General features: G+C 69.1%; 25 protein-coding genes and 1 riboswitch. Of the genes, 12 read left to right on the top strand and 13 right to left on the bottom strand.

Translation table 11 applies throughout. The features are described 5' to 3' along the window. Positions 1-62: 62 nt before the first annotated feature. Entirely contained in the window at positions 63-1442 is a 1380-nt protein-coding gene (locus tag VLG41_RS11585; protein ID WP_414652488.1) for a M23 family metallopeptidase, read from the top strand. A gap of 81 nt (positions 1443-1523) precedes the next feature. On the opposite strand, the gene erpA is transcribed toward VLG41_RS11585, so the two are convergent. From erpA to rplM, 5 genes are all read right to left on the bottom strand, one after another. Beyond that, positions 1524-1889 (bottom strand): iron-sulfur cluster insertion protein ErpA, encoded by a 366-nt coding sequence (gene erpA / locus VLG41_RS11580; protein WP_325349554.1) that lies wholly within the window; start codon positions 1887-1889, stop codon positions 1524-1526. Between the two features lie 76 nt (positions 1890-1965). After that, on the bottom strand, positions 1966-2367 hold the full coding sequence (locus VLG41_RS11575; RefSeq protein WP_325349553.1) for a polymer-forming cytoskeletal protein: 402 nt from the start codon (positions 2365-2367) through the stop codon (positions 1966-1968). Between the two features lie 27 nt (positions 2368-2394). After that, complete coding sequence (locus VLG41_RS11570) at positions 2395-3099, bottom strand: DUF6776 family protein (RefSeq protein WP_325349552.1); 705 nt, start codon at positions 3097-3099, stop codon at positions 2395-2397. 101 nt (positions 3100-3200) lie between these two features. Continuing rightward, the gene (gene rpsI, locus VLG41_RS11565; protein WP_325349551.1) at positions 3201-3593 is read right to left on the bottom strand and encodes a 30S ribosomal protein S9; all 393 of its coding nucleotides are present in this window, start codon (positions 3591-3593) and stop codon (positions 3201-3203) included. Positions 3594-3603: 10 nt separating this feature from the next. After that, on the bottom strand, positions 3604-4035 hold the full coding sequence (gene rplM, locus VLG41_RS11560) for a 50S ribosomal protein L13 (protein ID WP_009516680.1): 432 nt from the start codon (positions 4033-4035) through the stop codon (positions 3604-3606). 176 nt (positions 4036-4211) lie between these two features. On the opposite strand from rplM, the gene VLG41_RS11555 reads away from it, so the two are divergent. Next, positions 4212-5129: a 23S rRNA (adenine(2030)-N(6))-methyltransferase RlmJ gene (locus VLG41_RS11555; RefSeq protein ID WP_325349550.1), complete on the top strand. Its 918-nt coding sequence runs from the start codon at positions 4212-4214 to the stop codon at positions 5127-5129. 12 nt (positions 5130-5141) lie between these two features. Here the strand turns inward: VLG41_RS11555 and VLG41_RS11550 are convergent, their stop codons facing one another. Then, positions 5142-5699 carry a CAP domain-containing protein gene (locus tag VLG41_RS11550; RefSeq protein ID WP_325349549.1) on the bottom strand — a complete coding sequence of 186 codons (558 nt, stop codon included), beginning with the start codon at positions 5697-5699 and terminating at the stop codon, positions 5142-5144. A 146-nt stretch (positions 5700-5845) separates the two neighbouring features. Here VLG41_RS11550 and paaA point away from each other — a divergent pair, with 146 nt between their 5' ends. The 5 genes from paaA to VLG41_RS11525 all read left to right on the top strand — a co-directional run bounded on the left by paaA (position 5846) and on the right by VLG41_RS11525 (position 9740). Continuing rightward, the gene (gene paaA, locus VLG41_RS11545) at positions 5846-6856 is read left to right on the top strand and encodes a 1,2-phenylacetyl-CoA epoxidase subunit PaaA (RefSeq protein ID WP_325349548.1); all 1011 of its coding nucleotides are present in this window, start codon (positions 5846-5848) and stop codon (positions 6854-6856) included. 121 nt (positions 6857-6977) lie between these two features. Beyond that, the gene (paaB, locus tag VLG41_RS11540) at positions 6978-7274 is read left to right on the top strand and encodes a 1,2-phenylacetyl-CoA epoxidase subunit PaaB (RefSeq protein WP_325349547.1); all 297 of its coding nucleotides are present in this window, start codon (positions 6978-6980) and stop codon (positions 7272-7274) included. Then, positions 7274-8113, top strand: a complete 840-nt coding sequence (gene paaC, locus VLG41_RS11535) for a 1,2-phenylacetyl-CoA epoxidase subunit PaaC (protein ID WP_325349546.1) — start codon at positions 7274-7276, stop codon at positions 8111-8113. The genes paaB and paaC overlap by 1 nt, the downstream gene beginning before the upstream one ends. Beyond that, on the top strand, positions 8113-8631 hold the full coding sequence (paaD, locus tag VLG41_RS11530; RefSeq protein WP_325349545.1) for a 1,2-phenylacetyl-CoA epoxidase subunit PaaD: 519 nt from the start codon (positions 8113-8115) through the stop codon (positions 8629-8631). The genes paaC and paaD overlap by 1 nt, the downstream gene beginning before the upstream one ends. 2 nt (positions 8632-8633) lie before the next feature. Next, positions 8634-9740 (top strand): 2Fe-2S iron-sulfur cluster-binding protein, encoded by a 1107-nt coding sequence (locus VLG41_RS11525; protein WP_325349544.1) that lies wholly within the window; start codon positions 8634-8636, stop codon positions 9738-9740. Positions 9741-9752: 12 nt separating this feature from the next. Here the strand turns inward: VLG41_RS11525 and VLG41_RS11520 are convergent, their stop codons facing one another. Genes VLG41_RS11520 through ahcY form a run of 4 tightly spaced genes read right to left on the bottom strand, consistent with a single transcriptional unit; the run spans position 9753 to position 13203 of the window. Beyond that, complete coding sequence (locus VLG41_RS11520; RefSeq protein ID WP_414652487.1) at positions 9753-10178, bottom strand: septal ring lytic transglycosylase RlpA family protein; 426 nt, start codon at positions 10176-10178, stop codon at positions 9753-9755. A gap of 3 nt (positions 10179-10181) precedes the next feature. Then, on the bottom strand, positions 10182-11012 hold the full coding sequence (gene metF, locus VLG41_RS11515) for a methylenetetrahydrofolate reductase [NAD(P)H] (RefSeq protein WP_325349543.1): 831 nt from the start codon (positions 11010-11012) through the stop codon (positions 10182-10184). After that, entirely contained in the window at positions 11009-11764 is a 756-nt protein-coding gene (locus tag VLG41_RS11510) for a TlyA family RNA methyltransferase (protein WP_325349542.1), read from the bottom strand. The genes metF and VLG41_RS11510 overlap by 4 nt, the downstream gene beginning before the upstream one ends. A gap of 8 nt (positions 11765-11772) precedes the next feature. Further along, positions 11773-13203, bottom strand: a complete 1431-nt coding sequence (ahcY, locus tag VLG41_RS11505; RefSeq protein ID WP_325349541.1) for an adenosylhomocysteinase — start codon at positions 13201-13203, stop codon at positions 11773-11775. 66 nt (positions 13204-13269) lie between these two features. Next, positions 13270-13361, bottom strand: a riboswitch (S-adenosyl-L-homocysteine riboswitch). Positions 13362-13455: 94 nt separating this feature from the next. On the opposite strand from ahcY, the gene VLG41_RS11500 reads away from it, so the two are divergent. The 4 genes from VLG41_RS11500 (at position 13456) to VLG41_RS11485 (ending at position 16934) form a co-directional block, all read left to right on the top strand. Then, on the top strand, positions 13456-14256 hold the full coding sequence (locus VLG41_RS11500) for an HAD-IIB family hydrolase (RefSeq protein ID WP_325349540.1): 801 nt from the start codon (positions 13456-13458) through the stop codon (positions 14254-14256). Then, the gene (locus VLG41_RS11495; protein ID WP_325349539.1) at positions 14253-15476 is read left to right on the top strand and encodes an MFS transporter; all 1224 of its coding nucleotides are present in this window, start codon (positions 14253-14255) and stop codon (positions 15474-15476) included. Before VLG41_RS11500 ends, VLG41_RS11495 begins: the two co-directional genes overlap by 4 nt. Before the next feature lie 39 nt (positions 15477-15515). Next, positions 15516-15896 carry a hypothetical protein gene (locus tag VLG41_RS11490; protein WP_325349538.1) on the top strand — a complete coding sequence of 127 codons (381 nt, stop codon included), beginning with the start codon at positions 15516-15518 and terminating at the stop codon, positions 15894-15896. A gap of 117 nt (positions 15897-16013) precedes the next feature. Beyond that, entirely contained in the window at positions 16014-16934 is a 921-nt protein-coding gene (locus VLG41_RS11485; protein ID WP_325349537.1) for a hypothetical protein, read from the top strand. Here VLG41_RS11485 and mdeB read toward each other — a convergent pair. Further along, positions 16913-19498 (bottom strand): alpha-ketoglutarate dehydrogenase, encoded by a 2586-nt coding sequence (gene mdeB / locus VLG41_RS11480; RefSeq protein ID WP_325349536.1) that lies wholly within the window; start codon positions 19496-19498, stop codon positions 16913-16915. The two genes, VLG41_RS11485 and mdeB, sit on opposite strands and share 22 nt — an antisense overlap. Before the next feature lie 105 nt (positions 19499-19603). Here mdeB and VLG41_RS11475 point away from each other — a divergent pair, with 105 nt between their 5' ends. Then, positions 19604-20071: an Lrp/AsnC family transcriptional regulator gene (locus tag VLG41_RS11475; protein WP_325349535.1), complete on the top strand. Its 468-nt coding sequence runs from the start codon at positions 19604-19606 to the stop codon at positions 20069-20071. Positions 20072-20092: 21 nt separating this feature from the next. Here the strand turns inward: VLG41_RS11475 and VLG41_RS11470 are convergent, their stop codons facing one another. Continuing rightward, entirely contained in the window at positions 20093-20422 is a 330-nt protein-coding gene (locus tag VLG41_RS11470; protein ID WP_325349534.1) for a hypothetical protein, read from the bottom strand. 10 nt (positions 20423-20432) lie between these two features. Beyond that, positions 20433-26255: an excinuclease ABC subunit UvrA gene (uvrA, locus tag VLG41_RS11465; RefSeq protein WP_325349533.1), complete on the bottom strand. Its 5823-nt coding sequence runs from the start codon at positions 26253-26255 to the stop codon at positions 20433-20435. Positions 26256-26419: the final 164 nt, after the last annotated feature.

Raw genomic sequence — 26419 nt, 5'->3', positions numbered from 1 at the left:
TCCGCTGCCCTCACCGGCCCTTTCATGGATGACCGATCTTGATACGCCAGACCTTGCACGCCATGGCCCAATTGGGCCAAGAGACCGCTGAGACGATCGCTCGTCACCCTCGCCGCATCATGGGCGGCATTGGCGCCCTGCTTCTGGGCACCGGCGTCACCGCCTTTGGCATCGCCCCACTGGCCCCCGACGCGGCCGACCTGCCGGTGCGCGAAGTGGTCGAAGCCCTCCCGGTGCTCGCCACCCCCCTGTACGCCGCCATCCCCGCCAGCGCCGAGCTGTCGCCCGAGGCCCGCCCGGTGCTCGCCAGCCCCCAGCCCTGGACGCTCTACCGCAGCGACACCACGCGCACCGACGACACCCCCCAATCGCTGCTGCAGCGCCTGGGCGTGAACGACAGCGAGGCCCAGGCCTTCCTGGCCCGCAACCCGCTGGCGCGCCAACTGCTGGCCTCCCGTCAGAGCCGCCTGGTGCACGCCGAGTCCACCCCGCAACAGGCGCTGCAGCGCCTGACCGCCCGCTGGGCGGACCCGAAGAGCGAGCGCGGCTTCCTGCGGCTGGTGGTGGAGCGCGACGCCAATGGCCTGAACGCGCGCCTCGAGCCCGGCGCCCTGCAATCCAGCTCGCGCCTGGCCAGCGGCGAGATCCAGAGCTCCCTGTTCGCCTCCACCGACGCGGCGGGCATCCCCGATGCCGTGGCGGTGCAACTCGCGGAGATGTTCGCCAGCGACATCGATTTCCGCCGCGACCTGCGCAAAGGCGACCGCTTCCAGGTGGTCTACGAGATCCTCAGCGCCGAAGGCGAGCCGATGAAAACCGGCCGCATCCTGTCGGCCCAGTTCGTCAACAACGGTCGACCGCACGAAGCGGTGTGGTTCGAGGCGCCCGGCGTCAAGGGCGGCTACTACGCCTTCAACGGTGACAGCAAGCGCCGCTACTTCCTGTCCTCGCCGCTCGAGTTCTCGCGTGTCAGCAGCGGCTATGGCATGCGCTTCCATCCGGTGCTGGGGCGCGAGCGCCCGCACCTGGGTGTGGACTACGCGGCGCCGACCGGTACGCCGGTGCGCACGGTAGCCGACGGTGTGGTCGAGTTCGCCGGTGTGCAGCGCGGCTACGGCAACGTCATCTACGTGCGCCACCGCAACAACCAGGTCACGGTCTTCGCGCACCTCAGCCGCATCGGCGTGCGCACCGGCCAGCGCGTGAACCAGGGCGAGTTCATCGGCAACGTCGGCTCCACCGGCATGTCCACCGGCCCGCACCTGCACTTCGAGTTCCGCGACAACGGCGTGCACCGCGATCCGCTGGTCATCGCCCGCCAAAGCGAGGCCATCAAGCTGCCCGAGAACCTGCGCAGCGCGTTCAATGAGGTGGCCCGCGTCCAACGGCAGGAACTCGCCGCCGCCGGTCGCCTGCAGCAGGCGCTGGCCAGCGCCGACTGAGCCGGCCCCCGGTATCGGGCCCGCCTCAAACAAAAAGGGAGCCGATGGCTCCCTTTTCATTGGCCGGCGCGCCGGCGGGTTTCAGGTACTGAAGCTCGACCCGCAGCCGCAGGTGGTGGTGGCGTTGGGGTTCTTGATCACGAACTGGGCGCCCTGCAGGTCTTCCTTGTAGTCGATCTCGGCGCCCACCAAGTACTGGTAGCTCATGGCGTCGATCAACAGGGTGACGCCGTTCTTGCTCATCGCGGTGTCGTCGTCGTTGACGACCTCGTCGAAGGTGAAACCGTACTGGAAGCCCGAGCAGCCACCGCCCTGCACGAAAACGCGCAGCTTCAGGTCGGGATTGCCTTCTTCGGCCACCAATTCGGCCACCTTGGCGGCGGCGCTGTCGGTGAAGACCAGCGGCGCGGGCATGTCGGTCTGGATGTTCTCAGCCACGGCACTCATGGGGATTCCTCTCGTAGGGACGGGCGGCAGGCCCGCAATAGTGCGAATGGTACGGTACGGCGCTCGGGTATGCCGCTCAGCGGTCGTTTGCCGCCAGTTTCAGTGTGGGCTTTTCCTCGGCGCCGTCGCTCGCCATGGGGCGCAATTGACCCTCGACGGTGGCGCCCTGGTGCATCTCGATCGCGCTGTAGGACACATCGCCCTTGATGTCCGCCTTGGGCTGCAGCTCCAGCAGCTTGCGCGCCATCACCGGACCCTTGACGCGGCCGTTGATGATGACATGGTCCGCCTCGATGGAGCCTTGGACCGAGGCCACCTCGCTCACGATGAGCAGGCTGGCCCCATCCGCCGCTCGCACATTGCCCACGACCTCGCCGTCGATGCGAAGCCCTTCCGCGAACAACAGGTCGCCCTGGATACGGGTGCCCTGCGCAATCAAGCTCTTGATCGGGGGCTGTTTGGCCTTGTTGGCGAACATGCGCAATCTCCTGTCGGCGACCCCCGATCAGGGATCGAAGGTCTGAACGGACCGCACCGCGCTGCCCTGCAGCAGCTTCGCGGTGACGGTTTTTACAACGGCCTGCGCAGGCAGATCAACAACGCCTTCCTGCCGCAGATAACCTTTGACGAGCACCGGCTGGGGCGCTGGTGCGTGCTTCGCCGACCAGGGTTTGCCGGCCAGCGTGCCGGTGAAGCTGATCTCCAGCGCACCTTTGAAGTCTGGCGCGTTGCGCGCCGCCTGGATCATCAGAACCTGCCAACGCCACTGTGTGGCCGACAGGCGTTCCGCCTGCAAGCCGCGAATGGCGAGCGCATCCCCCCCGGCGGGAATCAATCGCTCGAAGAAGCCGAGGTCGTTGCGCAGGGCCTGGTTGTCGGCCTCGAGCTGGCGGATCTGCACGCGCAGTTGTTCCTGCAGCGAACGCTCGGTGGTGAGCCGGCTTTGGGCGGTGTGGTCCTCCGAACTGAGGGCCGCGAGATCGGCGCGCAGTGTGACCACCTCCTGGCGCAAGCGCTCGAGCTCCTCACGCGCGTTGCGGTCCAGCCCCGCGATGTCCTTGCCGAACTCGAAGGCCCACAGCGCCAGCGCGCCGCACAGCCCCAGCATGACCGCCGCCCCGAGCCAGCGCAGAGGCCAGGGCAAGGCGCTGCGCACCGACATGCGTGGGGCCCCAGCCTTCCAGCGTCGACGTCCGAAGCGCAATCGCATGCAAACCTTTCAAACTGCAAGCAAAAGAAAGCGGGGCCCAGAAAGCAGAAACCGCCCCAAGCGGACTTGCAGGCGGTTTCTGGGGGTCGTTCGCGAGGCGATCAGCGCTTGCTGAACTGCTTGCGGCGCCGCGCGGAGCGCAGACCGACCTTCTTGCGTTCGACTTCGCGGGCGTCGCGCGTGACGAAGCCGGCTTGCGACAGTTGGGACTTGAGCCCCGCGTCGTAGTCGATCAGCGCGCGGGTGATGCCGTGGCGCACCGCGCCGGCCTGGCCCGACTCGCCGCCGCCATGCACGTTGACCTGAACGTCGAAGGTCTCGGCGTTGTCGGTCAGCAGCAGGGGCTGCTTGGCGATCATGATCGAGGTCTCGCGGCCAAAGTAGGCGGCGATGTCCTTGCCATTCACCGTGATCTTGCCGCTGCCCTTCTTGAGGAACACGCGGGCGACGCTGGATTTGCGACGGCCGGTGCCGTTGTTCCATTCACCAATCATTCAGGGCTCCTTAGATGTCCAGCGTTTGCGGCTGTTGAGCGGTGTGCGGGTGCTCCGCGCCGCCGTAGACCTTGAGCTTCTTGATCATGGCGTAGCCCAGAGGACCCTTGGGCAGCATGCCCTTGACGGCCTTCTCGAGCGCGCGGCCGGGGTGCTTGGCCTGCATGTCGCGGAAGTTGGTCGAGTAGATACCGCCCGGGAAGCCCGAGTGGCGGTAGTACATCTTGTCGGTGGACTTGGTGCCGGTCACGCGCAGCTTGGCTGCGTTGATGATGACGATGTAGTCACCCGTGTCGACGTGAGGCGTGTAGATGGCCTTGTGCTTGCCGCGCAGTCGGAGAGCCACTTCACTGGCAACTCGTCCGAGGACCTTGTCGGTCGCGTCAATCACAAACCACTCGTGCTTCACGTCAGCGGGTTTGGCGCTGAACGTTTTGGTCATGTTGAACCTGATAGCGAGGGTTTGGCGGCCCTTTTCCACGGTCGGTGGTTCTCTGGTGGAACCCTCTTAGGTGGTGGTTTGAACTTCGCCGCGGGGCCAGCAGAAAACGCTGCGAAGCCCTCGATTGTACGAAATCGGCGCCGGCCGGGCAAATCCGGCGCTACCATCGCCGGCCCATGTTCTCCTACCGCCACGCTTTCCACGCCGGCAACCACGCCGACGTGCTCAAGCACCTCGTGCTGATCGCCACCCTGCGCCACCTGCAGCTCAAGGAGCCGTCGATCACGCTGATCGACACGCACGCGGGGGCCGGCCTGTACCGACTGGACGGCGAGTTCACCGACAAAGGCGGCGAGGCGGTGGACGGGGTGGTGAAGCTGCTCGCTGCCTGCCGGCCGGCGTCGGGTGCGCCGGCCGTGGAGACGACGCCCCTGATCGACGACTACCTCGACATGGTCGCGGGCTTCAATCCCTCGGGCTCGCTGCGCGTCTACCCGGGCTCGCCGTTCGTGGCCCAGCGCCTCATGCGCACCGAGTCGCGCGACCGGCTCAAGCTGTTCGAGTTGCACCCCACCGACGGCAAGACCCTCACGGCCAACATCGGCCAGCTCGACGCGGGACGCGCGGTGGTCGTGAAACGCGAAGATGGCTTCGAGGGGCTCAAGCCCCTGCTGCCCCCACCCGCCGACGCCAAAGGTTCTCGCCGGGCGCTGGTGCTGATCGATCCGAGTTACGAGGTCAAGAGCGATTACGCCAGAGTGAGCGCCTGCATACAGGACGCTCTCCAGCGTTTCGCCACCGGCACCTACATCGTCTGGTACCCGGTGATTCCGCGCCAGGAAGCCCACGACCTGCCGCGCAAGCTGCGCGGCCACGCGCAGCGCGCCGGGCGCCCCTGGTTGCACGCCACGCTGGCGCTCGGGCACCCCCCGCTGGAGCCGGACGAGCGCCCCGGCCTCACCGCGAGCGGGGTGTTCGTGATCAACCCGCCACACACCCTGGCGGCTGGGCTGAAGGCCGCCCTCCCCGTGCTCGTGGACGTACTGGGACGCGGTCGCGGGCAAGGCCAGGCCGTCGAGGCCTCGGCGAACTGAAGACCCTCCCGCTCAGGGCCGGGCCAGCACCATCGTCCAGTAAGGCGTCTGACCGCCGCCCTGTCGGCGCACGCAGGCCAGCCCCACCTGCGTCACTGTGGCCAGCATCAGGTTCTGGCAGTGGCCTGGGCTGTTCATCCAGCCGCTGAGCGCCACGGACAGGTCGCCCGGACCGGCCGCCAGGTTTTCGGCCACCACGGTCCAGGCATAGCCGGCGGCCGTCACCCGGCCGCCCAGGGTGGACGCCTGACTGCCCGTGTGCGAGAAGAAGTTGTTCGCGGCCATGTCGGTCGAGTGCGCTCGTGCGGCTTCCGCGAGGCGCGCGTCCCAACTGACGGCACCCACCGCGGAAAAGCTGTTCCCGCCACACACCTGCGCCACCGATCGCAAGGCATTGATGGCTGGAACGGCCGTGTTGCTCAGATCTCCCACCGGACACGGCTCCACCGGCACGGACCCCTGGGCCACGGGCGGTGCGGCTTCGTCACCACCACTGCCGCCACCGCCCCCTCCCCCACAGGCGGCAAGCAATACAGACAGGCTCAAGGTGGCAAGGCGGCTCTTGAACATGGAGATCCCAAGAATATGTAGAGCTTTGACACTACAAAACCGTGCCACTTGGCGTCGCAGCAATTGGTGACCAAAATTAACCGACCGACCGGTCGGCTAACTTGATAAACTGCGCCCAGCGAAAGCCCGCCCGCGAGGAGACCCACGTGTACACCCAATCCTTCAACGTGCCCGATGGCACCACCCCCGGCCCGCAGGCCGTGCCGGCCGTGGCCGACCCCGCCCTGCAGGCGCACTTCGACAGCGTCATCGACGCCGACGGCAAGATCGAACCGCGCGACTGGATGCCCGAGGCCTACCGCAAGACCCTCGTGCGGCAGATCAGCCAGCACGCGCACAGCGAGATCGTGGGCATGCTGCCCGAAGGCAACTGGATCAGCCGCGCGCCCAGCCTCAAACGCAAGGCCATCCTGCTGGCCAAGGTGCAGGACGAAGGCGGCCACGGCCTGTACCTCTACAGCGCGGCCGAAACGCTGGGCACCAGCCGCGACCAGATGTTCGACGCCTTGCACAGCGGCAAGGCCAAGTACAGCTCCATCTTCAACTACCCCACCCTCACCTGGGCCGACGTGGGCGTGATCGGCTGGCTGGTGGATGGCGCGGCGATCATGAATCAGATCCCCCTGTGCCGTTGCAGCTACGGACCTTATGCGCGCGCCATGATCCGCGTCTGCAAGGAAGAGAGCTTCCATCAGCGCCAGGGCTACGAATCGCTGCTGACCATGATGCAGGGCACGGCCGAGCAGAAGGCCATGGTGCAGGACGCGGTGAACCGCTGGTGGTGGAAGTGCCTGGCCATGTTCGGCCCGCCGGACGACAACAGCCCCAACAGCGTGCAGGGCATGCGCTGGGGCATCAAGCGCATCAGCAACGACGCCCTGCGCCAGAAGTTCGTCGACGCCACCGTGCCGCAGGCCGAGGTGCTGGGCGTCACGCTGCCCGATCCCGAGTTGAAGTGGAACGAGGCCAAAGGCCAGCACGATTTCGGCGCCATCGACTGGGACGAGTTCTGGCAGGTCGTCAATGGCAATGGCCCCTGCAACAAGGAACGTCTGGCCACCCGCGTGAAGGCCTGGGACGATGGCGCCTGGGTGCGCGAGGCCGCGCTGGCCCACGCGCGCAAGCAAGAACAACGCACGATGAAGGAGGCCGCATGAGACCCGCACGGCCGCCCGAAGGGGCTCACACCGCAGTGCGCTGCACGGAGGTGTTCCGAATTCGCCCCGCACGACCGCCCGAAGGGGCTTGCACCGCAGCTCGCTGCGCGGAGGTTTCCCAATGAACACGCCCGCATTGAAAGAATGGCCTCTGTGGGAGGTCTTCGTCCGCAGCAAGCAGGGTCTGGAGCACAAGCACTGCGGCAGCCTGCACGCCAGCGACGCGCGTCACGCGCTGCAGATGGCGCGCGACGTGTACACGCGCCGCCAGGAAGGCGTGAGCATCTGGGTCGTGCCCTCGGCCAGCATCACCGCGAGCGAACCCGATTCGAAGGACGCCTTCTTCGATCCCGCCGCCGACAAGGTCTACCGCCACCCGACCTTCTACGAGATCCCCGACAAAGTGGGGCACATGTGATGAGCGCCGCGCCGGTGGACTATCTGCTGCATCTGGCCGACAACGCCCTCGTGCTGGGCCAGCGCAACGCCGAGTGGTGCGGCCATGGGCCCATCCTTGAGGAAGACCTGGCCCTGGCCAACCACGCGCTCGACCACCTGGGTCAGGCACGCCTGCTCTACCAGCACGCCGCCACGCTCATCAACGCCGACGCCTCGCAGGCCAAGCGCTTCGTCCACCTGCAGGGCGCGCGCGCCGACGGTGCCGTGACCGAGGACACCCTTGCCTACTTCCGCACCACGCACGAGTTCCGCAACTTCACGCTGCTCGAGTTGCCGCACCATGGCCCGCTCGCCGGCCCCGCGCGCGCCGATCGCGACTTCGCCACCACCACCGTGCGCAACGTGCTGTACGCCGCGCTGATGAACCTGTGGTGGGAACGCCTGCAAGCCAGCGCCGACGCGCAGCTCGCGGGCATCGCGGCCAAGTCGCTCAAGGAAGCGCGCTACCACCTGCGCCACGCGGGCGACTGGCTGATCCGCCTGGGCGACGGCACCGACGAGAGCCATGCGCGCGCCCAGGCCGCGCTGGACCACCTCATGCCGCACACGCAGGAGTTCTGGATCGGCGACGAGGCCGAAGCCGCCGCCGTGGCCACTGGCACCGGCGTGGCCCTGGCCGAGCTGAAACCGGCGTGGGACGCGCTGGTGGATGAAGTCCTTGCCGAAGCCACGCTCAAGCGCCCCGCCGAGGGCGGCTACGTGACGCAGGGCCGCCGCGGCGTGCATTCCGAGCACATGGGCTTCCTGCTCGCCGAGATGCAGAGCCTGGCGCGCGAGCACCCGCAGGCGGTGTGGTGATGGACGCGGTGCGCCAACCTTCGCTGGACGCCGTGCGCGCGGTGATCGCGCACCTGAGCGACCCGGAAATTCCGGTGGTGAGCCTGGCCGAGCTGGGCATCCTGCGCGAGGTGCGCACGGGCGAGGACGGCGTGGCCGAGATCGTCATCACGCCCACCTACAGCGGTTGCCCCGCCATGGGCCAGATCGAGGACGACATCCGCGCCGCGTTGCATGGCGCGGGCCTGGCCGCGCGCGTGACGACGCAGCTATCGCCCGCCTGGACGACCGACTGGATGAGCGCCGAGGCGCGCGAGAAGCTGCGCGCCTACGGCATCGCGCCGCCCAACGGCCGCGCGGCCCACGTCAGCGACAAGGTGGTCAGCTTCGCGCGCCGCGCCGCCACACAGCCCGTGCCTTGCCCGCGCTGCGGCTCCACACACACCACCGAAACCTCTCCCTTCGGCTCGACCGCGTGCAAGGCGCTCTACCGTTGCCTGGACTGCCTCGAACCCTTCGACCTCTTCAAACCCTATTGACCATGAGCACCAGCCCCCGCGGATTCGTCGAGTTGCCCATCGCGCGCGTGAGCCCCGAGGCCGCGGGCTCGGTGGCCGTCACCCTGGCCGTGCCCGCCGAGCAACGCGGCGCCTTTGCCTTCGAGCCCGGCCAGTTCCTCACCGTGCGCGCGCGCATCGATGGCCAGGAGGTGCGCCGCAGCTACTCCATCAGCAGCCCGCGCAGCATTTACACCAGCAAGGGCGAACTCACGCTGGGCATCCGCCCGGTGGACGGTGGCGTGTTCAGCAACTGGGCCGCCACGCAGCTCAAGGCCGGGAACACGCTGCAGGCCATGCCACCCGACGGGCGCTTCACCGTGCACCGCCCGCGCGCCATCCACCGCGTGGGCTTCGCGGCCGGCTCGGGCATCACGCCCATCCTGTCCATCATGACCAGCACGCTGGAGGAATCGCCCACCGCCAAGTTCACCCTGGTCTACGGCAATCGGCGCATGGCCAGCGTCATGTTCAACGAGGCCCTGCAGGACCTGAAGGACCGCTACCGCGACCGACTCACGCTGATCCACGTCCTCTCGCGCCAGGCGCAGGAGGTGCCACTGCTCGAAGGCCGCATCGATGGCGACAAGGTGCGCGCCCTCATCGGCGCGCTGCTGCCCGTGCCCAGCCTGGACGAGGTCTTCATCTGCGGCCCCGAGGCCATGATCGAGGCCACCGAGCAGGCCCTGCTCGGCGCGGGCGTGAAGCCCGAGCGCATCCACACCGAGCGCTTCACCTCGCCCACGCTGGAGGCCATGCCGCGCGCGCAACGCGCCGGCGTACAGCTGAGCCATGTCGAGCGCAGCGAGGGCGAGGTTGCCCTCACCGTGGTGCTCGACGGCAAGCCGCACGAGCTGCGCATGGGCCGCGACGAGCGCGTGCTCGACGTGGCGCTGGAGGCGGGGTTAGACCTGCCCTGGTCCTGCCGCGGCGGCGTGTGCTGCACCTGCCGCGCCAAGGTGATGGAAGGCCAGGTGGAAATGGAGCGCAATTTCACGCTCGAACCCTGGGAGATGGAGCAGGGCTTCGTGCTGAGCTGCCAGGCGCGGCCGACCACGGACCGCGTGGTCGTGAGCTACGACGAGCGCTGAACGATCCGCCGCTCAGTCGGCGTAGAGCACCACGGGCCCCACGCCCGCCTTGACCAGACCGATGCGTTCGGCGGCCTCGCGGCTGAGGTCGATGACCCGCCCCGGCTTGAACGGCCCGCGGTCGTTGATGCGCACCACCACCGCTTGGCCCGTGGCCGGGTTCTCCACGCGCACGCGCGTGCCGAAGGGCAGCGTCTTGTGCGCGGCAGTGAGCGTGTTCATGTCGAAGACCTCGCCGTTCGCGGTACGCCGACCGTGGTGCGGTTCGCCGTACCAAGAGGCCAGGCCGCGTCCGATCTCGCGCGCTTGATGGGCGGCCGGCCCGCTGTCCGACGGTGCCTCCGTCCCCGAGCCTTCGCCTGGCAGCCCACCCCGGCTCGCACAGCCCACGAGGGCGATGGCGAGCGCGGCGAGAACCAGGCAGCGGGCGATGTTCATGCGTCAGGCGGCGTCAAGGCGGCGCAGGATCTCCAGCGTCGCCGCGCTCTGGTTCATCGTATAGAAGTGCAGGCCCGGCGCGCCGCCGCGAAGCAATTGCTCACACAAGGACGTGACCACATCGAGGCCGAAGGACTTGATCGAGGCCGTGTCGTCGCCATAGGCCTGCAGGCGCAGGCGGATCCAGCGCGGGATCTCCGCGCCGCAGGCGTCCGAGAAGCGCATCAACTGCGTGGAGCTGATGATGGGCATGACGCCCGGCACCACGGGGATGTCGGCACCGAGGCGGCGCGCATCGTCCACGAAGCGGAAGTAGGCGTCGGCGCTGTAGAAATACTGCGTGATCGCCGAGTGCGCGCCGGCCTTCACCTTGGTCACGTAGGCCTTGAGGTCGGCCTCGGGCGACTTCGCCTGCGGGTGCACCTCGGGGTAGGCCGCCACCTCGATGTGAAAGTCCTCGCCGGTCTCGGCGCGGATGAAGGACACGAGGTCGCTGGCGTAGTGGAACTCGCCGCCCAGGCCGTAGCCGCTGGGCAAATCGCCGCGCAGGGCCACCAGGCGCTTGACGCCCATGGCCTTGAGCTGCGCGAGCTGCTCGCGCACGCTGGCGCGCGTGGCGCCGATGCACGAGAAGTGCGAGGCCGCGTCCACGCCCTCGGCGAGGATGTCGCGCACGGCGCCGAAGGTGCCTTCCTGCGTGGAGCCGCCGGCGCCGTAGGTCACGGAGCAGAACAGCGGCTGGCGCGCGTAGAGCTGCTGGCGCACGGCGCGCAGCTTCTCGGTGCCTTCAGGCGTCTTGGGCGGAAAGAATTCGAAGCTGAGGGGCAGGTTCATGCCGGTTTCCGAATGAAGACGAAGAACTCGCGGTTGCCATCGCCACCAGCGATGGGGCTGTCGAAATGGTCACGCACCTCCAGGCCCAGGCCTTGCAGCGCAGTGGTGATGCGCTCGCGCACCAGCGCGTAGGACGCGGCGTCCTTCACCAGGCCGCCCTTGCCGATGTGCTCGGGCTGCAGTTCGAACTGCGGCTTCACGAGCATCAGGCCATGGCCGCCCGGCTTGAGCAGCGGCACCAGCGCGGGCCACACCAGGGTCTGCGAGATGAAGGACAGGTCGCCGACGATCAGGTCGAACGGTGGCTCGGCCCCGGCCTCGCGCAGGCGTTGCGCCGTCAGCTCGCGCGCGTTGCAGTGCTCGATGGCGATCACCCGCGGGTCGCCGCGCAGGCGCGGGTTGAGTTGCCCGCTGCCCACGTCCACGCCCACCACCTGCGCAGCACCGCGCTGCAGCAGGCAATCGGTGAAGCCGCCGGTGCTCTGGCCCACGTCGAGCGCGCGCAGGCCATGCACCTCGAACCCGGTGTGAACCAGCGCGCCTTCCAGCTTCAGGCCGCCGCGCGAGACGAAGCGCGTCTCGGCCGTGTCGAGCAGTTCCAGCTCGGCGGTGCCAGGCAACTCGTCGCCGTTCTTGGCCACGGGCTTCCACTCGCCGCCAGCCCGCCAGCGCACGCCGGCGGCGATCAGCCGCTGGGCCTGCGAGCGCGACGCCGCCAGCCCGCGCTCGACGAGCAACTGGTCGGCGCGCACGGTGCCGATCAGTACCGGTAGGTGTCCGGCTTGTACGGACCTTGTTTGGGCACGCCGATGTAGGCGGCCTGGTCGTCCGTCAGCTCGGTGAGCTGGGCGCCGACCTTCTTCAGGTGCAGGCGCGCCACCTTCTCGTCCAGGTGCTTGGGCAGCACATAGACCTTGCCCACGTCGTAGCCCTCGGGGTGCGTGAACAGCTCGATCTGCGCGATCGTCTGGTTCGCGAAGCTGGAGGACATGACGAAGCTCGGGTGGCCCGTGCCGCAGCCCAGGTTCACCAGCCGGCCCTTGGCCAGCAGGATGATCTTCTTGCCGTCCGGGAAGATCACGTGGTCCACCTGGGGCTTGATCTCTTCCCACTGGCACTTCTCTTCCAGCCTGGCGACCTGGATCTCGTTGTCGAAGTGGCCGATGTTGCAGACGATGGCCTGGTCCTTCATGGCGGCCATGTGCTCGAAGGTGATGACGTCGCGGTTGCCCGTGGTCGTCACGAAGATGTCGGCCTTGTCGGCGGCGTACTCCATGGTGACGACGCGGTAGCCTTCCATCGCGGCCTGCAGGGCGTTGATGGGGTCGATCTCGGTCACCCACACCTGGGCCGACAGCGCACGCAGCGCCTGGGCCGAGCCCTTGCCCACGTCGCCATAACCGGCCACCACGGCCACCTTGCCGGCGATCATCACGTCGGTGGCGCGCTTGATGCCGTCCACCAGCGATTCGCGGCAGCCATAGAGGTTGTCGAACTTGGACTTGGTGACCGAGTCGTTCACGTTGATGGCGCGGAACATCAGCGTGCCCTTGACCGACATTTCCTTCAGGCGGTGCACGCCCGTGGTGGTCTCTTCGGTCACGCCGATGATCTGGGCGCTCTTGCGGCTGTACCAGGTGCTGTCTTCGGCCAGCTTGGCCTTGATGGCCGCGAACAGGATGCGCTCTTCCTCGCTGCCCGGCTTGGCCAGCACCGACGGGTCCTTCTCGGCCTGCTTGCCCAGGTGCATCAGCAGCGTGGCGTCGCCGCCGTCGTCCAGGATCATGTTGGGGCCTTCGCCTTCCGCGCCCTTGGGGCCGAAGTCGAAGATGCGGTGCGTGTAGTCCCAGTAGTCCACCAGCGTCTCGCCCTTGACGGCGAACACCGGCGTGCCGGCGGCGGCGATGGCGGCGGCCGCGTGGTCCTGGGTGGAGAAGATGTTGCACGAGGCCCAGCGCACCTGCGCGCCCAGCGCCTGCAGCGTCTCGATGAGCACCGCGGTCTGAATGGTCATGTGCAGCGAGCCGGTGATGCGGGCGCCCTTCAGGGGCTGCTTGGCCGCGTACTCCTCGCGGATGGCCATCAGGCCGGGCATCTCGGTCTCGGCGATGCGGATTTCCTTGCGGCCCCACTCGGCCAGGCCGATGTCGGTGATCACGCAGTCGGTGGTCGGGTTGATTCGTGCATTCATGTGGCGCTCCAAAACGTTGAAAGCCACCGCACGGGAAAGGGAGATGAAGGAACCCATCGCACGTGCAGTGGATGAGCGTCGTTGCCGGTTGAAGGGTCCGAGCCTCACGCCCGCGGCCCGCTGTGGGCGGGTGGGGCGCTGCAACGCTCCTCGGATGGGCGCGGATTCTACCCGGCCCCAGGGCCGCATGGGGACATCGCCCCGGGGGTATCCGACGGGTGTGCCACCCCTGTGAGAAACTGCCGCCCCGCCATGCAACCCACGCCCCTGGCCGACTGGCCCTTGCCCGAACGCGCGCGCATCCACGGCGTGCTCACCGACATCGACGACACCCTCACGGCCGACGGCGCGATCGCGCCCGAGGCCGGGGCCGCGCTGCGCCGCCTGCGCGCGGCCGGCCTGCCGGTGTTCGCCGTCACCGGCCGGCCCGCGGGCTGGAGCGAGCCCTTCGCCCTGGCCTGGCCGATCGACGCGATCGTGGCCGAGAACGGCGCGGTGGCGCTGTGGAACGAAGGCGGCCAACTGCGCAAGGCCTACGCCCAGGACGCGACCACGCGGGCGGCCAACTTCACCCGCCTGCAAGCCGCCGCCGCGCGCGCGCTGCGCGAACTGCCGCACGCGCGCCTGGCCACCGACAGCGCCGGCCGCGAGACCGATATCGCCATCGACCACAGCGAACACGCGCACCTGAGCGAGGCCGACGTCGCGCGGATCGTGGACATCCTGCGCGACGAGGGCCTCACCGCCACCGTGAGCTCCATCCACATCAACGGCTGGATCGGCGCGCACGACAAGCTCAGCGGCGCGCGCTGGATCGTGCGCGAGCGTCTCGGTCGCGACCTCGACGCCGAGATCGACCGCTGGGTCTACGTGGGCGACTCCACCAACGACGCCGCCATGTTCGCGCGCTTTCCGCACAGCGTGGGCGTGGCCAACATCGCGCGCTTCTGGAATCAGCTGGCGCACCACCCGCGCTACGTGGCGCCGCGCGAGCGCGGCCAGGGCTTCGCCGACGTGGTCGAGGCGGTGCTTGCGGCGCGCACCAACGCATGAGCGAACACCCATTGCCCGCCAGCGGCGCAGCGGTGGCGCCGCCCGCCCACGCCCGCCTGGGCCTGGTCGCCATCTTCGGCGCCACCTTCTTCGAGCTCGTGGGCTACTTCATGCTCACGCCCCTGCTGCTGCTGCGCCTGAAGGACGGCGGCGAGTCCACCGCGCTGGCCGGCGTGTTCGCGGCCAGCGGCTGGTTCGGCATCTTCCTGATGGTGCCCTTCGCCTCGGCCGTCACGCGCGCACTGGGCCGGCGGCCCACGCTGTGGCTGTCGGCGCTCATCCCCACACTGGCCACCATGGGCTTCGCGCTCTCGTCCTGGCTGTCGCTGTGGTTCGGGCTCAAGCTCGTCGCCGGCATGGCCTCGGGCCTGCGCTGGGTGCTGGCCGAGGCGATCGTGGCCGAGTTCGCGCCACCCGCGCAGCGCGGGCGCTACGTGGGCCTGTTCGAAACCCTGGTGGGCGTCACCTTCGTGGTGGGCCCGCTGCTGCTGGCCTGGGTGGGGCCGCAGAGCGACGCCGCCATCTGGCTCGCCTTCGGCTGCATGGCCATCGGCCTGGGCTGGAGTCTGCTGATCCCGCGTGTGCCGCCCGCCGCCGACGCAAACGAGGCGCGCGTGGGCCTGGGCGGCGTGTGGCACGCGCTGGCCGCGCACCCGCTGATCATGACGGTGGGCTTCGTGGGCGGCTTCTTCGAAAGCGGGCTCACCGCCATCCTGCCGCTCTACGGCCTGGCGCTGGGCCTGGGTGCGGTGGTGGCGGCACTGCTGGTGTCGGCCAGCGGCCTGGGCAGCGCGCTCATGATGCTGCCCGCCGGCGTGCTGGCCGACCGCATGGCCCACCACCCGCGCCAGCGCTGGGGCGATGCCCGCGCCGCCCGGCTCACGCTCATGCGCGGCTGCGCCTGGGTCACGCTGCTCGGCACGCTGCTGATCCCCTTCGTCGCGGGCACGCCCTGGCTGGCGGCGCCCGTGGCCTTCGTCTGGGGCGGCGCGGGCGGCTGCCTCTACACGCTGGCGATGATCGACATCGGCTCGCGCGAGCAGGGCATCACCCTGGTGAACAGCACCGCCGTGCTGGTGATGAGCTACACCCTGGGCGGCGTGCTGGCGCCCGCGCTGGGCGCGGCGGCGCTGCAGTGGTCGCCTGCGCTGGGCTTTCCGGCGCTCCTGGTGGGCGTGGCGGCCGTGGGGGTATGGTTGCTGCGGCGGCGGGAACCCTGAGGCCCGCCCCTCGCTCCCACCCGCAACGAGGACCTGACCATGGCCATCCCCTGGATCGCCGCGCTGAAGATCATTCCCTGGGGCGACGTGATCGAACACGCGCCCAAGGTGCTCAACGCCGCACGCAAGCTGCTCGACAAACAGAAGGCCCCGACTGTGCAGGTGCCCCCGAGCCCGCCCATGGATCTCTCGGCCGAACCACCCAGCCTGGGCGAACTGCGCAACCGCCTCGTCGAGGCGCGCCAGCTCATCGACCAGCAGGCCGCCGCGCAGCAGCAGATGGCGCAGACCCTGAGCGAACTGGCCGAGCAGAACGCGCGGCTGGTGGAAGCCGTGCAACTGCTGCGCGTGCGCACCCGGGTACTGATCGTGGTAGTGGCGGTGCTGGTGGTGGGCGTGGCGGTGCTGCTGGCGCGGTGAGAAAGCCGGGCGACGTGCGCCTCCGGCCAATGGGCCGATGCAGGAACCGCGTCATGGGGACAGCGACTCAGGCGGGCGTGATCGCGCGTCCGCTCAACCCTCCGTGCATCGAACCCCATGATCAAGAACTCCCCCAACGCCAAGTACCTGGCTGTGCAGAACCTGAACGCTCCCTCACTCGACGACGTGGGCAAGGTACGGGCAGCCGTGGAGCAGAACAGCAAGACACCGAGCGATGGTCCACTCCGCGTGAAAGAAGACGGCAACGGGTTTCTGTTCCTGTCATCCAAGCTCATCGACAAGCATCAGGCCCCCAGCGCCTATAAGGCCAGCGTCACCGGCAAGGACCGGAACATCGCTCATGACTTCTTCAGAGACATGTGTGATGCCATCAGCGGAGACACCAACAACACCGACTCCGTGGTGAAAGCCTCCGACGAACTCGCCCGGCACATCCACGACACGCAACCCAAGCACGGCGAGCAGCGCACGGTCGACGACACCAAGGCATTCCGTCAGAAGCTGATCGCGCTGGACGAGGCCCGCAAAGCCCAGAACCGCGAACGCGCACTGCAGAACACGCCAACGCGCGACGCGCGCCATGAAAGCCGCAAAGCCACGCTGGAGACGTTCCGCAGCCCCTTGCCGTCCGAGAACGAGGGGATCGAGCTGGAAGCGCATACGCTGGAGCTCCCGAGCTTCAAAGAGGACGCCACCACCTCCACGCAGCGACCTCAAGGGAAAAGAAAGCTGCCACGCCGCCGCCCAGCCGAAAAACCTGCGGTGCCCGATTCGAGCGTGAACGTCGACAAGGCGATGAGCGGTTACATCGCGAGCCCGGCCATTCGCCAACTGAGCATCGACACGGTGCGCAGGCTTGCGACGAAGGAGTCGCTCACCGACAACGAAAAGCTGCAGTTGGCGGTGGCCAGGTCGTACCTGAAAGAGTCTGCACCCATCGGCAAACCCTGGGACCCGATGACTGAAATCCGGCTGGAGGTCGATCTCCCGCCTGACTACTTCCCGCCCAGGAAGTAAGCCTGCGCCGCATCGGCGATGCTCGCCGCGTCCACCTGGAAGAACGCGCGCAACGCGGCGCGCGTGTCGCTGCGGCCGAAGCCGTCGGTGCCCAGCGTGCGGTACGCGCGGCCCGGTGGCAGCCAGGCCCGCAGCGCTTCGGGCACGGCGCGCACGTAGTCGCTGGCGGCCAGCACGGGGCCGGCGGTCTCGGCCAGCATCGCGTGCAACCACGGCGCGCGGCCTTCGGCATCGGCGGCCTGCGCCTCGCGCGCCAGTTCGCTCCAGCTCGTGATGCTGCAGACGTGCACGCGGTGCCCTTCCCGCGCCAGCGCGTCGGCCGCGCGCAGCACCTCGGTGAGGATGGCACCCGAGCCCAGCAGCGTGATCGGCGCGCCATCCGCCGGCCCGAAGCGGCCGACGACGTACCCCCCCTTGAGCACACCCTCACGCGCCGCGCCCGGCAGATCGGGCTGCGCGTAGTTCTCGTTCATCAGGGTGACGTAGTAAAAAACGTCGCGCTGCTCCACCAGCATCTCGCGCATGCCGGCATCGACGATGAGCGCGAGCTCGCCCGCGAAGGCCGGGTCATACGCCTTGCAGTTGGGAATGGTCGCGGCCACCAGGTGGCTGCTGCCGTCCTGGTGCTGCAGGCCTTCGCCGCCCAGCGTGGTACGGCCTGAGGTAGCGCCCAGCAGGAAGCCCCGCGCGCTCTGGTCGGCCGCGGCCCAGATGGCGTCGCCCACGCGCTGGAAGCCGAACATGGAGTAGTAGATGTAGAAGGGCAGCATCGCCAGGCCGTGCACGCTGTAGCTGGTGGCCGCGGCGGTCCAGCTCGCAATGGCGCCGGCCTCGCTGATGCCCTCCTCCAGGATCTGCCCGTCCAGGGCCTCGCGGTAGCTCAGCACCGAGCCGATGTCTTCGGGCGCGTAGCGTTGGCCCACGCTGCTGTAGATGCCGACCTGCTTGAACAGGTTGGCCATGCCGAAGGTGCGCGCCTCATCGGCCACGATGGGCACGAGGCGCGGGCCCAGCGCACCGTCCTTGAGCAGGTTGCCCAGCAGGCGCACGAAGGCCATGGTGGTGCTCATCTCCTTGCCGGCGGCGTTCAGGGCAAAGCCGGCATAGGCATTCACCTCGGGCACGGGCACCACGGCACACGCCGTCTCTCGGCGCGGCATCGAACCACCCAGGGCCGCGCGCTTCTCGCGCAGGTAGCGCAGCTCGGCGCTGTCCTCGGCGGGCTTGTAGAAGGCCAGGCCCGTGGCCTGCTCGTCGCTCAGCGGCAGCGCGAAGCGGTCGCGAAAGGCCAGCAGGTCCTCCGCGTCGAGCTTCTTCTGGCTGTGCGTGGTCATGCGGCCCTGCCCGGCCGATCCCATGCCGTATCCCTTCTTGGTGTGCGCCAGGATCACCGTGGGCTGCCCCCGGTGCGCCACGGCGGCGGCGTAGGCGGCGTGGATCTTCACCAGGTCGTGCCCGCCGCGCTTGAGGCGGTCGATCTGCTCGTCGCTCAGGCCCTGCACCAGCGCGGCGAGCGCGGGGTTCTGACCGAAGAAGTTCTCGCGGTTGAAACGGCCGTCCTTGGCGGCGAAGGTCTGCATCTGGCCGTCCACCGTGTCGCCCAGCGCCCGCGCGAGCGCGCCGCCCGGGTCGCTGGCGAACAGGCCGTCCCAGTCGCTGCCCCACAGCAGCTTGATCACGTTCCAGCCCGCGCCCGCGAACAGGCGCTCCAGCTCGTCGATGATGCGGTCATTGCCGCGCACCGGGCCGTCCAGCCGCTGCAGGTTGCAGTTGACCACCCACACCAGGTTGTCGAGCTTCTCGCGCGCCGCCAGCGTGAGCGCGCTCATGCTCTCGGGCTCGTCCATCTCGCCGTCGCCGAACACGCCCCACACGGTGCGGCCGCCGGTGTCCAGCAGGCCGCGGTGCGACAGGTAGCGCATGAAGCGCGCGTGGTAGATCGAACTGATCGGCCCGATGCCCATGGAGCCCGTGGGGAACTGCCAGAAGTCCGGCATGAGCCAGGGGTGCGGATAGCTGGACAGCCCACGCGCGCCGTGGGCGGGCGCGACGATCTCCTGCCGGTAGTGGCGCAGGTCGTCTTCGCTCAGGCGCCCTTCCAGGAAGGCGCGCGCGTACACGCCGGGCGCGCTGTGTGGCTGGAAGAACACCAGGTCGCCGCCGTGCGTGGCGCTGCGCGCGCGAAAGAAGTGGTTGAAACCGGTCTCGAACAGATCGGCCGCGCTGGCGTAGCTGGCGATGTGGCCGCCCAGTTCGCCGTAGGCCTGGTTGGCGCGCGCCACCATCGCCAGCGCGTTCCAGCGCATCAGCGAAGCCAGGCGTTCCTCGATGGCGAGATCGCCCGGGAACGGCGGCTGCTGCTCGGCCGCGATGGTGTTCACGTAGGGCGTGTTCAGGCTCGGCCGCCAACCCACGCGGTGCTGCCCCGCCAGCGCCACCAGGCCATCGAGCATCTGCCGGGCGCGCGTGGGGCCTTCGGTGCGCAGCAGCGACAGGAAGGCCTCGTGCCACTCGGCGGTTTCCTGCGGGTCGGGGTCGGAGGCGATGAGGTCGTGCGGGTTCATGGCGGCGCACTCTAGACGTGAGCGACCGGCATGTGCTGCTGAAATGGCCGGCATTTGCCCGATGTGAGGCAGATAATTCTGCAAATCAAGAAGTCAACAGCACAAATGACCATGGACGCCATCGACCGCCGGATCCTCCACGAGCTGCAGCACGACGGCTCCCTGTCCAACGTGGCCCTGGCCCAGCGCGTGGGGCTGTCGCCCTCGCCCTGCCTGGCGCGCGTGAAGGCGCTCGAACAATCGGGCGTGATCCGGCAGTACGTGGCCCTGGCCGACGCCGCCCGCCTGGGCCTGGGGCTCAACGTGTTCATCAACATCAGCCTCACCACGCAAAGCAAGGAGGCGCTGGCGCGCTTCGAGCAGCGCATCGCCGACCTCGACGAGGTGATGGAGTGCTACCTGATGACGGGCGACTCCGACTACCTGCTGCGTGTGGTGGTGCCCGACATCGGCGCGCTGGAGCGCTTCATCCTCGACCGGCTCTCGCCCTTGCCCGAGGTGGAGAAGATCCGATCGGGCTTTGCGCTGAAGCAGGTGCGCTACAAGACCGCCCTGCCCTTACCGCGCGGGTGAGGAGGCACACGCGGCGAAGCATCATGCGCGCGGAGGCGCCACATCGAGGTCGGCATCGCAACCGGCACCGGCCGCGATCCAGCGCCGCGCCAGCCGGCGCAGCAACGGCGCCGCAAACGCCCAGCGCGCGCCGAGCACACCCGCCGCGTCGGTGATCGCGCCACATCGGTAGACCCTCAAGGCCGCATCCCAGCGCAAGGCGTCACACGCGCCCACGCGCTTGCGCGAGATCACGCGCCCCAGCGGGCACGGCTCGGCCAGACAACACACGCCGCATCCGTTGCACGGCGCGCCCAATGCGGGCTTGGCCGGCGCGACGGGCTCGATGTGGATCACCTGGCCCGCGCGCACCGCCGCCGCCTCACTGCCGCGCCAGCACAGGCGCCAGCACGCGCCCCGTGTGCGTGTCCGCCGCCACCACCGCCTCGGGCGCCGCTGCGGCCACCACGCGGCCACCGCCCGATCCGCCCTCGGGCCCCAGGTCGATGATCCAGTCGGCTTCGGCCATCACGTCCAGGTCGTGCTCGATCACCACCACGCTGTGGCCGCCGTCCACCAGGCGGTGCAGCACGCGGATGAGCTTTTCCACGTCGGCCATGTGCAGGCCCACCGTGGGCTCGTCCAGCACATACAAGGTGTGCGGCGCCTTCTGTCCGCGCCGGCCCACCTCGTCGCGCACCTTGCTCAGCTCGGTGACGAGCTTGATGCGCTGCGCCTCGCCGCCGCTCAAGGTGGGCGAGGGCTGACCCAGCGTGAGGTAGCCCAGCCCCACGTCCTTGAGCAATTGCAGCGGGTGGCTGATGGCGGGCATGGACGCGAAGAAGTCCACCGCCTCGTCCACCTCCATCTGCAACACGTCGCCGATGCTCTTGCCCTTCCAGGTCACGGCCAGCGTCTCGGGGTTGAAGCGCGCGCCGTGGCAGGTTTCGCAGGGCACCTTCACGTCGGGCAGGAAGCTCATCTCGATGGTGCGCACGCCCTGGCCTTCGCAGCTCGGGCAACGGCCTTCGCCGGTGTTGAAGCTGAAGCGGCCCGGACCGTAGCCGCGCGCCTTGGCCTCCAGCGTGTCGGCGAAGAGCTTGCGCACCGTGTCCCAGAAGCCGATGTAGGTGGCGGGGCAGGAGCGCGGCGTCTTGCCGATGGGTGTCTGGTCGACTTCGAGCACGCGGTCCACCACCTCGCTGCCGATCAGCCGCTCGCAGCCCGACCAGGCGGGCCGCTCGCCCTTGTCCCAGGCCTTCTTGCCGGCGGCGGTGCCGCGCATGGAGACCGCCTCGGCCACGTTGGTCAGCAGCACGTCGCGGGCCAGCGTGCTCTTGCCCGAGCCGCTCACGCCGGTGACCACCACCAGCCGCTTGAGGGGGATCTTCACGTCCAGTTTCTGCAGGTTGTGCAGGGCCGCACCGCGCAGGTCGAGTTCGGGCTCGTCGGCCCGCACGGCGCGGCGCGTCTGCAGCGGGTGCTTCATGGCGTGCAGCAGGTAGCGCCCGGTCACCGATTCGGCGTTGGCCGACAGGTCCGCCACCGTGCCCTGCGCCACCACGCGCCCGCCGCGCTTGCCGGCACTGGGGCCGATGTCGATCACGTGGTCGGCGCGGCGGATGGTGTCCTCGTCGTGCTCCACCACCACCAGGGTGTTGCCCTGCGCGCCGAGCTGGTGCAGGGCGTCGAGCAGGATCTGGTTGTCGCGCGGGTGCAGGCCGATGGTGGGCTCGTCGAGCACGTAGCACACGCCCTGCAGGTGGCTGCCCAGTTGCGCCGCGAGGCGGATGCGCTGCGCCTCGCCGCCGCTGAGCGTGGGCGCGCCCCGGTCGAGCGTGAGGTAGTTCAGGCCCACCTGCTCCAGAAAGGCCAGGCGGCTTTCGATCTCGGGCAGCAGGTCGCGCGCGATGTCGGCCTCGCGGCCGGACAAACCACTGCCATCCATGAGTTCACGCACCCAGCGCCGCACCTCACTGACGGACAAGCGCGCGATGTCGGTGATGGCCACCCCGCCAAACCGCACCGCACGCGCCTGCGCGTTCAGGCGCGTGCCTTCACACGTGGGGCAGACCTCATTGCCCACGCCCTCCACCTCGGGCTCGGCGAAGCTCTGCTCGCGGCCTTTCTCGTCCGCGTCACGCACCGAATCGTCCAGCGCCTTGCGCTGCTCGCGCGAGAGCTGGGTGCCCGTGCCCACGCAGTCGGGGCACCAGCCGTGCTTGCTGTTGTAGGAGAACAGGCGCGGGTCCAGCTCGGGGTAGCTGGTGCTGCACACCGGGCAGGCGCGCGCGGTGCTGAACACCTCCACCGCGCCGATCTCGCGCGTGGAGCGGCCATCGGCGATGGCGTCCTTCAACCCGTCCAGCGGGTGCAACAGGTGCAGGATGCCCTTGCCGTGCTCCAGCGCCTTCGCCAGTTCGCTGCGCAGGTGGCCCTCGTTGGCGGGGTCGACCACGAAGTCGGCCACCGGCAGTTCAATGGTGTGTTCCTTGAAGCGATCGATGCGCGGAAAGCCCGTGGTGGGCAGGAACTCGCCGTCCACGCGCAGGTGGCTGTGGCCGCGCGGGCGCGCCCAGTCGGCCAGTTCGGTGTACACGCCCTTGCGGTTGACCACCAGCGGCGCGAGCAGGCCCACGTGCCGCCCCGCGTGCTTGCGCAGGATGGCGGCGGCGATGCTGTCGGGGCTCTGGGGTTTCACGGCCGCGCCGTCGTGCACGCAGTGCTGCGTGCCCAGCTTCACGTAGAGCAGGCGCAGGAAGTGCCAGACCTCGGTGGTGGTGCCCACCGTGCTCTTGCGCCCGCCGCGCGAGAGTCGCTGCTCGATGGCCACCGTGGGCGGAATGCCGTAGACCGCGTCCACCTCGGGCCGGCCCGCGGGCTGCACGATGCTGCGCGCGTAGGCGTTGAGGCTTTCCAGGTAGCGGCGCTGGCCTTCGTTGAACAGGATGTCGAAGGCCAGCGTGCTCTTGCCCGAGCCGCTGACGCCCGAGATGACGTTGAACTTGCCGCGCGGGATGTTCACGCTGAGCTGCTTGAGGTTGTGCTCCTTGGCGTTGACGATGCGGATGGCCTCGTCGTGCGGGCCGCGCCGCTTGGCCGCGCGCGCACCGTACGACACGGCCGGCCGCTCGTTGACCGCGTGCACCTGGTCCATGGCCATCGCGTACTCGCGCAGGGCCAGCGCGGTGTGGCTGCTGGGGTGTTCGCGCACCTGCTCCGGCGGGCCTTCGGCCACCACCGTGCCGCCGCCCGCGCCGCCTTCGGGGCCCAGGTCGATGAGCCAGTCGGCCGCGCGGATCACGTCGAGGTTGTGCTCGATCACCACCAGCGAGTGCCCCGCGTCCAGCAGCTTGCGCAGCGAGCGCATGAGCTTGGCGATGTCGTCGAAGTGCAGGCCGGTGGTGGGCTCGTCGAACAGGAAGAGCGTGCCCTTGCGCGCCACCGATTGGCGGCTGGCGCTCGCGGACCTGGCCGCTTCGGCGAGGAAGCCCGCGAGCTTCAAGCGCTGCGCCTCGCCGCCCGACAGCGTGGGCACGGGCTGGCCGAGCTTCACGTACTCCAGGCCCACGTCCACGATGGGCTGCAGCGCACGAATGACCTCGCGGTCGTTCGCGAACAGGTGCGCGGCTTCGTTGACCGTGAGGTCGAGCACGTCGGCCACGTTGAGCATGCGCTGCCCGCGGTCGATCTTCACCTCCAAGATCTCGGGCCGGTAGCGCTTGCCGTCGCAGTCGGGGCAGCGCAGGTAGACGTCGGAGAGGAACTGCATCTCCACGTGCTCGAAGCCGGAGCCGCCGCAGGTGGGACAGCGCCCGTCGCCGCTGTTGAAGCTGAACTTGGCCGGCGTGTAGCTGCGCTGGCGCGACAGCGGCGCGTCGGCGAACAGGGCGCGAATGGCGTCCCAGGCGCCCACGTAGCTCACCGGGTTGGAGCGCGCCGTCTTGCCGATGGGCGACTGGTCGACGAAGACCACGTCGGCCAGTTGCTCGGCGCCGAGCAGGCGGTCGTGAGCGCCGGGCGATTCGGTGCTCTGGCCGAAGTGGCGCATCAGCGCGGGCGCCAGCACGTCCTGGATCAGCGTGGACTTGCCCGAGCCCGAGACACCCGTCACCACCACCAGGCGCTGCAGCGGGAACTCCACCGACACGTTCTTCAGGTTGTGCTCGCTCGCGCCTTCGAGGATGAGGCGCGGCGTGCTGTCCGTCACTGCCCGCTTGAAGCCCATGCCGATGGTCTTGCGCGCGCCGAGGTAGGCGCCGGTGAGCGTGTCGGCCGCGCGGATCTGCTCGGGCGTGCCGTCGAACACGATGCTGCCGCCGCGCTCGCCGGGGCCCGGGCCCATGTCGATGAGGCGGTCGGCCGCGAGCATCACGGCCGGGTCGTGCTCCACCACCACCAGGGTGTTGCCGGCGTCGCGCAGGCGCTTCATCGCGTCCACGATGCGCGCCATGTCGCGCGGGTGCAGGCCGATGCTGGGCTCGTCGAGCACGAACAGGGTGTTCACCAGCGAGGTGCCCAGCGCGGTGGTGAGGTTGATGCGCTGCACCTCGCCGCCGCTGAGCGTGCGGCTCTGGCGGTCCAGCGTGAGGTAGCCGATGCCGACCTCGCAGAGGTAGCGGATGCGGGTGTTGATTTCTTCCAGCAGCAGCTTGAGCGCCTGCTGCTCGCCGGAGCTGCCCGCCTGCGCGGGCGCGATGGAGTCGAAGAAGCGCCGCAGGTCCGTCAGCGGCATGAGCATCAGGTCGTGCAGGCACAGGCCGGGCAACGCCTCCAGTTGCGCGCGCGACCAGGCCACGCCAGCGGGCAGGTAGCGCTTCGCGGGCTCCAGCACCGCGTCGGCCTGCGCGCGGGTGCCCACACGCCACAGCAGGCTGTCCGTCTTGAGGCGCGCGCCCCGGCACACGGGGCATTCGGTGTAGCTGCGGTACTTGGACAAGAGCACGCGGATGTGCATCTTGTAGGCCTTGCTCTCCAGGTACTCGAAGAAGCGGCCCACGCCGTACCAGTGCTGGTTCCACTTGCCATTCCACTGCGGCGAGCCGTTCTTCACCCAGGCCTGCTGCTCGGGCGTGAGCTTGGCCCAGGGCGTGTCGCGCGGAATGCCCGCCGCCTCGGCGTGGCGCATCAGGTCGTCCTGGCACTCCTTCCACGCGGGCGTCTGGAACACCTTGATGGCGCCGTTGCGCAGCGTGAGCTTTTCGTTCGGAATCACGAGGCCGTAGTCCACGCCGATCACGCGGCCGAAACCGCGGCAGGTGTCGCAGGCGCCCACGGGCGAGTTGAACGAGAACATCGAGGGCGTGGGCTCGGTGTAGCGGATGTCGCTCTCGGGGCAGTGCAGCCCGGTGGAGAATTTCCAGATCTCCGCCTCGCCCTCGTCCTTCAGCGCGTACACCGTGAGCCGGCCACCACCGCGCTTGAGACCGGTCTCGATGGCCTCCATCACGCGCGCCGGCTCGGCCCCGGCGATGCGGAAGCGGTCGGCCACCACGTCGAGCAGTTTCACGGCCTCGATCGCAGGCTTGGCCTTCTTGCCCTTGGCGGGCGCCTCGTCCTTCACCTCGCGCTGCACGGTGCGCTCGGCCTGCACGCGGGTGTAGCCACTGGCCGAGAGCCACTGCTCGATCTCCTCGGGCGTGGTGTTGGCGGGCAATTCCACCGGGAAGGTCAGCACCAGTCGGGGATCGTCCCGTTCGGCCGCCCGCCGCCGCAACTCGGCCGCGATGGTCTCGGGCGAGTCGTGCCGCACCGGCAGCGCGGTCTCGCGGTCGAACAGCTCGGCGCCGCGCGCGAACAGCAGCTTCAGGTGGTCGTTGAGCTCCGTCATGGTGCCCACGGTGGAGCGCGAGGACCGCACCGGGTTGGTCTGGTCGATGGCGATCGCGGGCGGCACGCCCTCCACGCGGTCCACGGCCGGCTTGTCCATGCGGTCCAGGAACTGGCGCGCGTAGGCGCTGAAGGTCTCGACATAGCGCCGCTGCCCCTCGGCGAACAGGGTGTCGAACACCAGGCTGGACTTACCCGAGCCGCTGGGCCCGGTCACCACCGTCAGCTCACCGGTGCGGATGTCCAGGTCCAGGCCCTTGAGGTTGTGCTGCCGCGCCCCGCGGATGCGGATCAGGCCCTCGGCGGCCCCGTCGTCGGCCGCCCGTTCGTCGGGTTCGGCCTGGTGGGCGTGGTCGGGGCGGTGATCGTCGGACATGCGGGGGGCTCCTGAGCGGGAAGCGGAAGATTCTAGGGACCGTCCGTGTCCGCTGCCGCGCCCTGCGTCATTTCCACACTGGTGCCCCGGGGGAGCATCCGCACAGAGTCGCGCGCCCTTACAAAAGGAGACAAATAGGCGACGCGCCAGAGCTGACGCGGCTT

The organism is Hydrogenophaga sp. (assembly GCF_035481345.1).
Taxonomy (GTDB): domain Bacteria; phylum Pseudomonadota; class Gammaproteobacteria; order Burkholderiales; family Burkholderiaceae_C; genus Hydrogenophaga.
Note: the sequence above shows the minus strand (reverse complement) of the source record. Positions and strands in the feature narration are given on the sequence as shown.

Coding starts and splice junctions, on each gene's coding strand:
- ahcY (WP_325349541.1), bottom strand. CDS start 13,203: ATGAATGCACGAATCAACCCGACCACCGACTGCGTGATCACCGACATC.
- VLG41_RS11525 (WP_325349544.1), top strand. CDS start 8,634: ATGAGCACCAGCCCCCGCGGATTCGTCGAGTTGCCCATCGCGCGCGTG.
- VLG41_RS11485 (WP_325349537.1), top strand. CDS start 16,014: ATGATCAAGAACTCCCCCAACGCCAAGTACCTGGCTGTGCAGAACCTG.
- uvrA (WP_325349533.1), bottom strand. CDS start 26,255: ATGTCCGACGATCACCGCCCCGACCACGCCCACCAGGCCGAACCCGAC.
- erpA (WP_325349554.1), bottom strand. CDS start 1,889: ATGAGTGCCGTGGCTGAGAACATCCAGACCGACATGCCCGCGCCGCTG.
- VLG41_RS11570 (WP_325349552.1), bottom strand. CDS start 3,099: ATGCGATTGCGCTTCGGACGTCGACGCTGGAAGGCTGGGGCCCCACGC.
- VLG41_RS11500 (WP_325349540.1), top strand. CDS start 13,456: ATGCAACCCACGCCCCTGGCCGACTGGCCCTTGCCCGAACGCGCGCGC.
- VLG41_RS11575 (WP_325349553.1), bottom strand. CDS start 2,367: ATGTTCGCCAACAAGGCCAAACAGCCCCCGATCAAGAGCTTGATTGCG.
- metF (WP_325349543.1), bottom strand. CDS start 11,012: ATGAACCTGCCCCTCAGCTTCGAATTCTTTCCGCCCAAGACGCCTGAA.
- rpsI (WP_325349551.1), bottom strand. CDS start 3,593: ATGATTGGTGAATGGAACAACGGCACCGGCCGTCGCAAATCCAGCGTC.
- rplM (WP_009516680.1), bottom strand. CDS start 4,035: ATGACCAAAACGTTCAGCGCCAAACCCGCTGACGTGAAGCACGAGTGG.
- VLG41_RS11495 (WP_325349539.1), top strand. CDS start 14,253: ATGAGCGAACACCCATTGCCCGCCAGCGGCGCAGCGGTGGCGCCGCCC.
- VLG41_RS11550 (WP_325349549.1), bottom strand. CDS start 5,699: ATGTTCAAGAGCCGCCTTGCCACCTTGAGCCTGTCTGTATTGCTTGCC.
- VLG41_RS11490 (WP_325349538.1), top strand. CDS start 15,516: ATGGCCATCCCCTGGATCGCCGCGCTGAAGATCATTCCCTGGGGCGAC.
- VLG41_RS11475 (WP_325349535.1), top strand. CDS start 19,604: ATGACCATGGACGCCATCGACCGCCGGATCCTCCACGAGCTGCAGCAC.
- VLG41_RS11555 (WP_325349550.1), top strand. CDS start 4,212: ATGTTCTCCTACCGCCACGCTTTCCACGCCGGCAACCACGCCGACGTG.
- VLG41_RS11520 (WP_414652487.1), bottom strand. CDS start 10,178: ATGAACATCGCCCGCTGCCTGGTTCTCGCCGCGCTCGCCATCGCCCTC.
- mdeB (WP_325349536.1), bottom strand. CDS start 19,498: ATGAACCCGCACGACCTCATCGCCTCCGACCCCGACCCGCAGGAAACC.
- paaB (WP_325349547.1), top strand. CDS start 6,978: ATGAACACGCCCGCATTGAAAGAATGGCCTCTGTGGGAGGTCTTCGTC.
- paaD (WP_325349545.1), top strand. CDS start 8,113: ATGGACGCGGTGCGCCAACCTTCGCTGGACGCCGTGCGCGCGGTGATC.
- VLG41_RS11585 (WP_414652488.1), top strand. CDS start 63: ATGGCCCAATTGGGCCAAGAGACCGCTGAGACGATCGCTCGTCACCCT.
- paaC (WP_325349546.1), top strand. CDS start 7,274: ATGAGCGCCGCGCCGGTGGACTATCTGCTGCATCTGGCCGACAACGCC.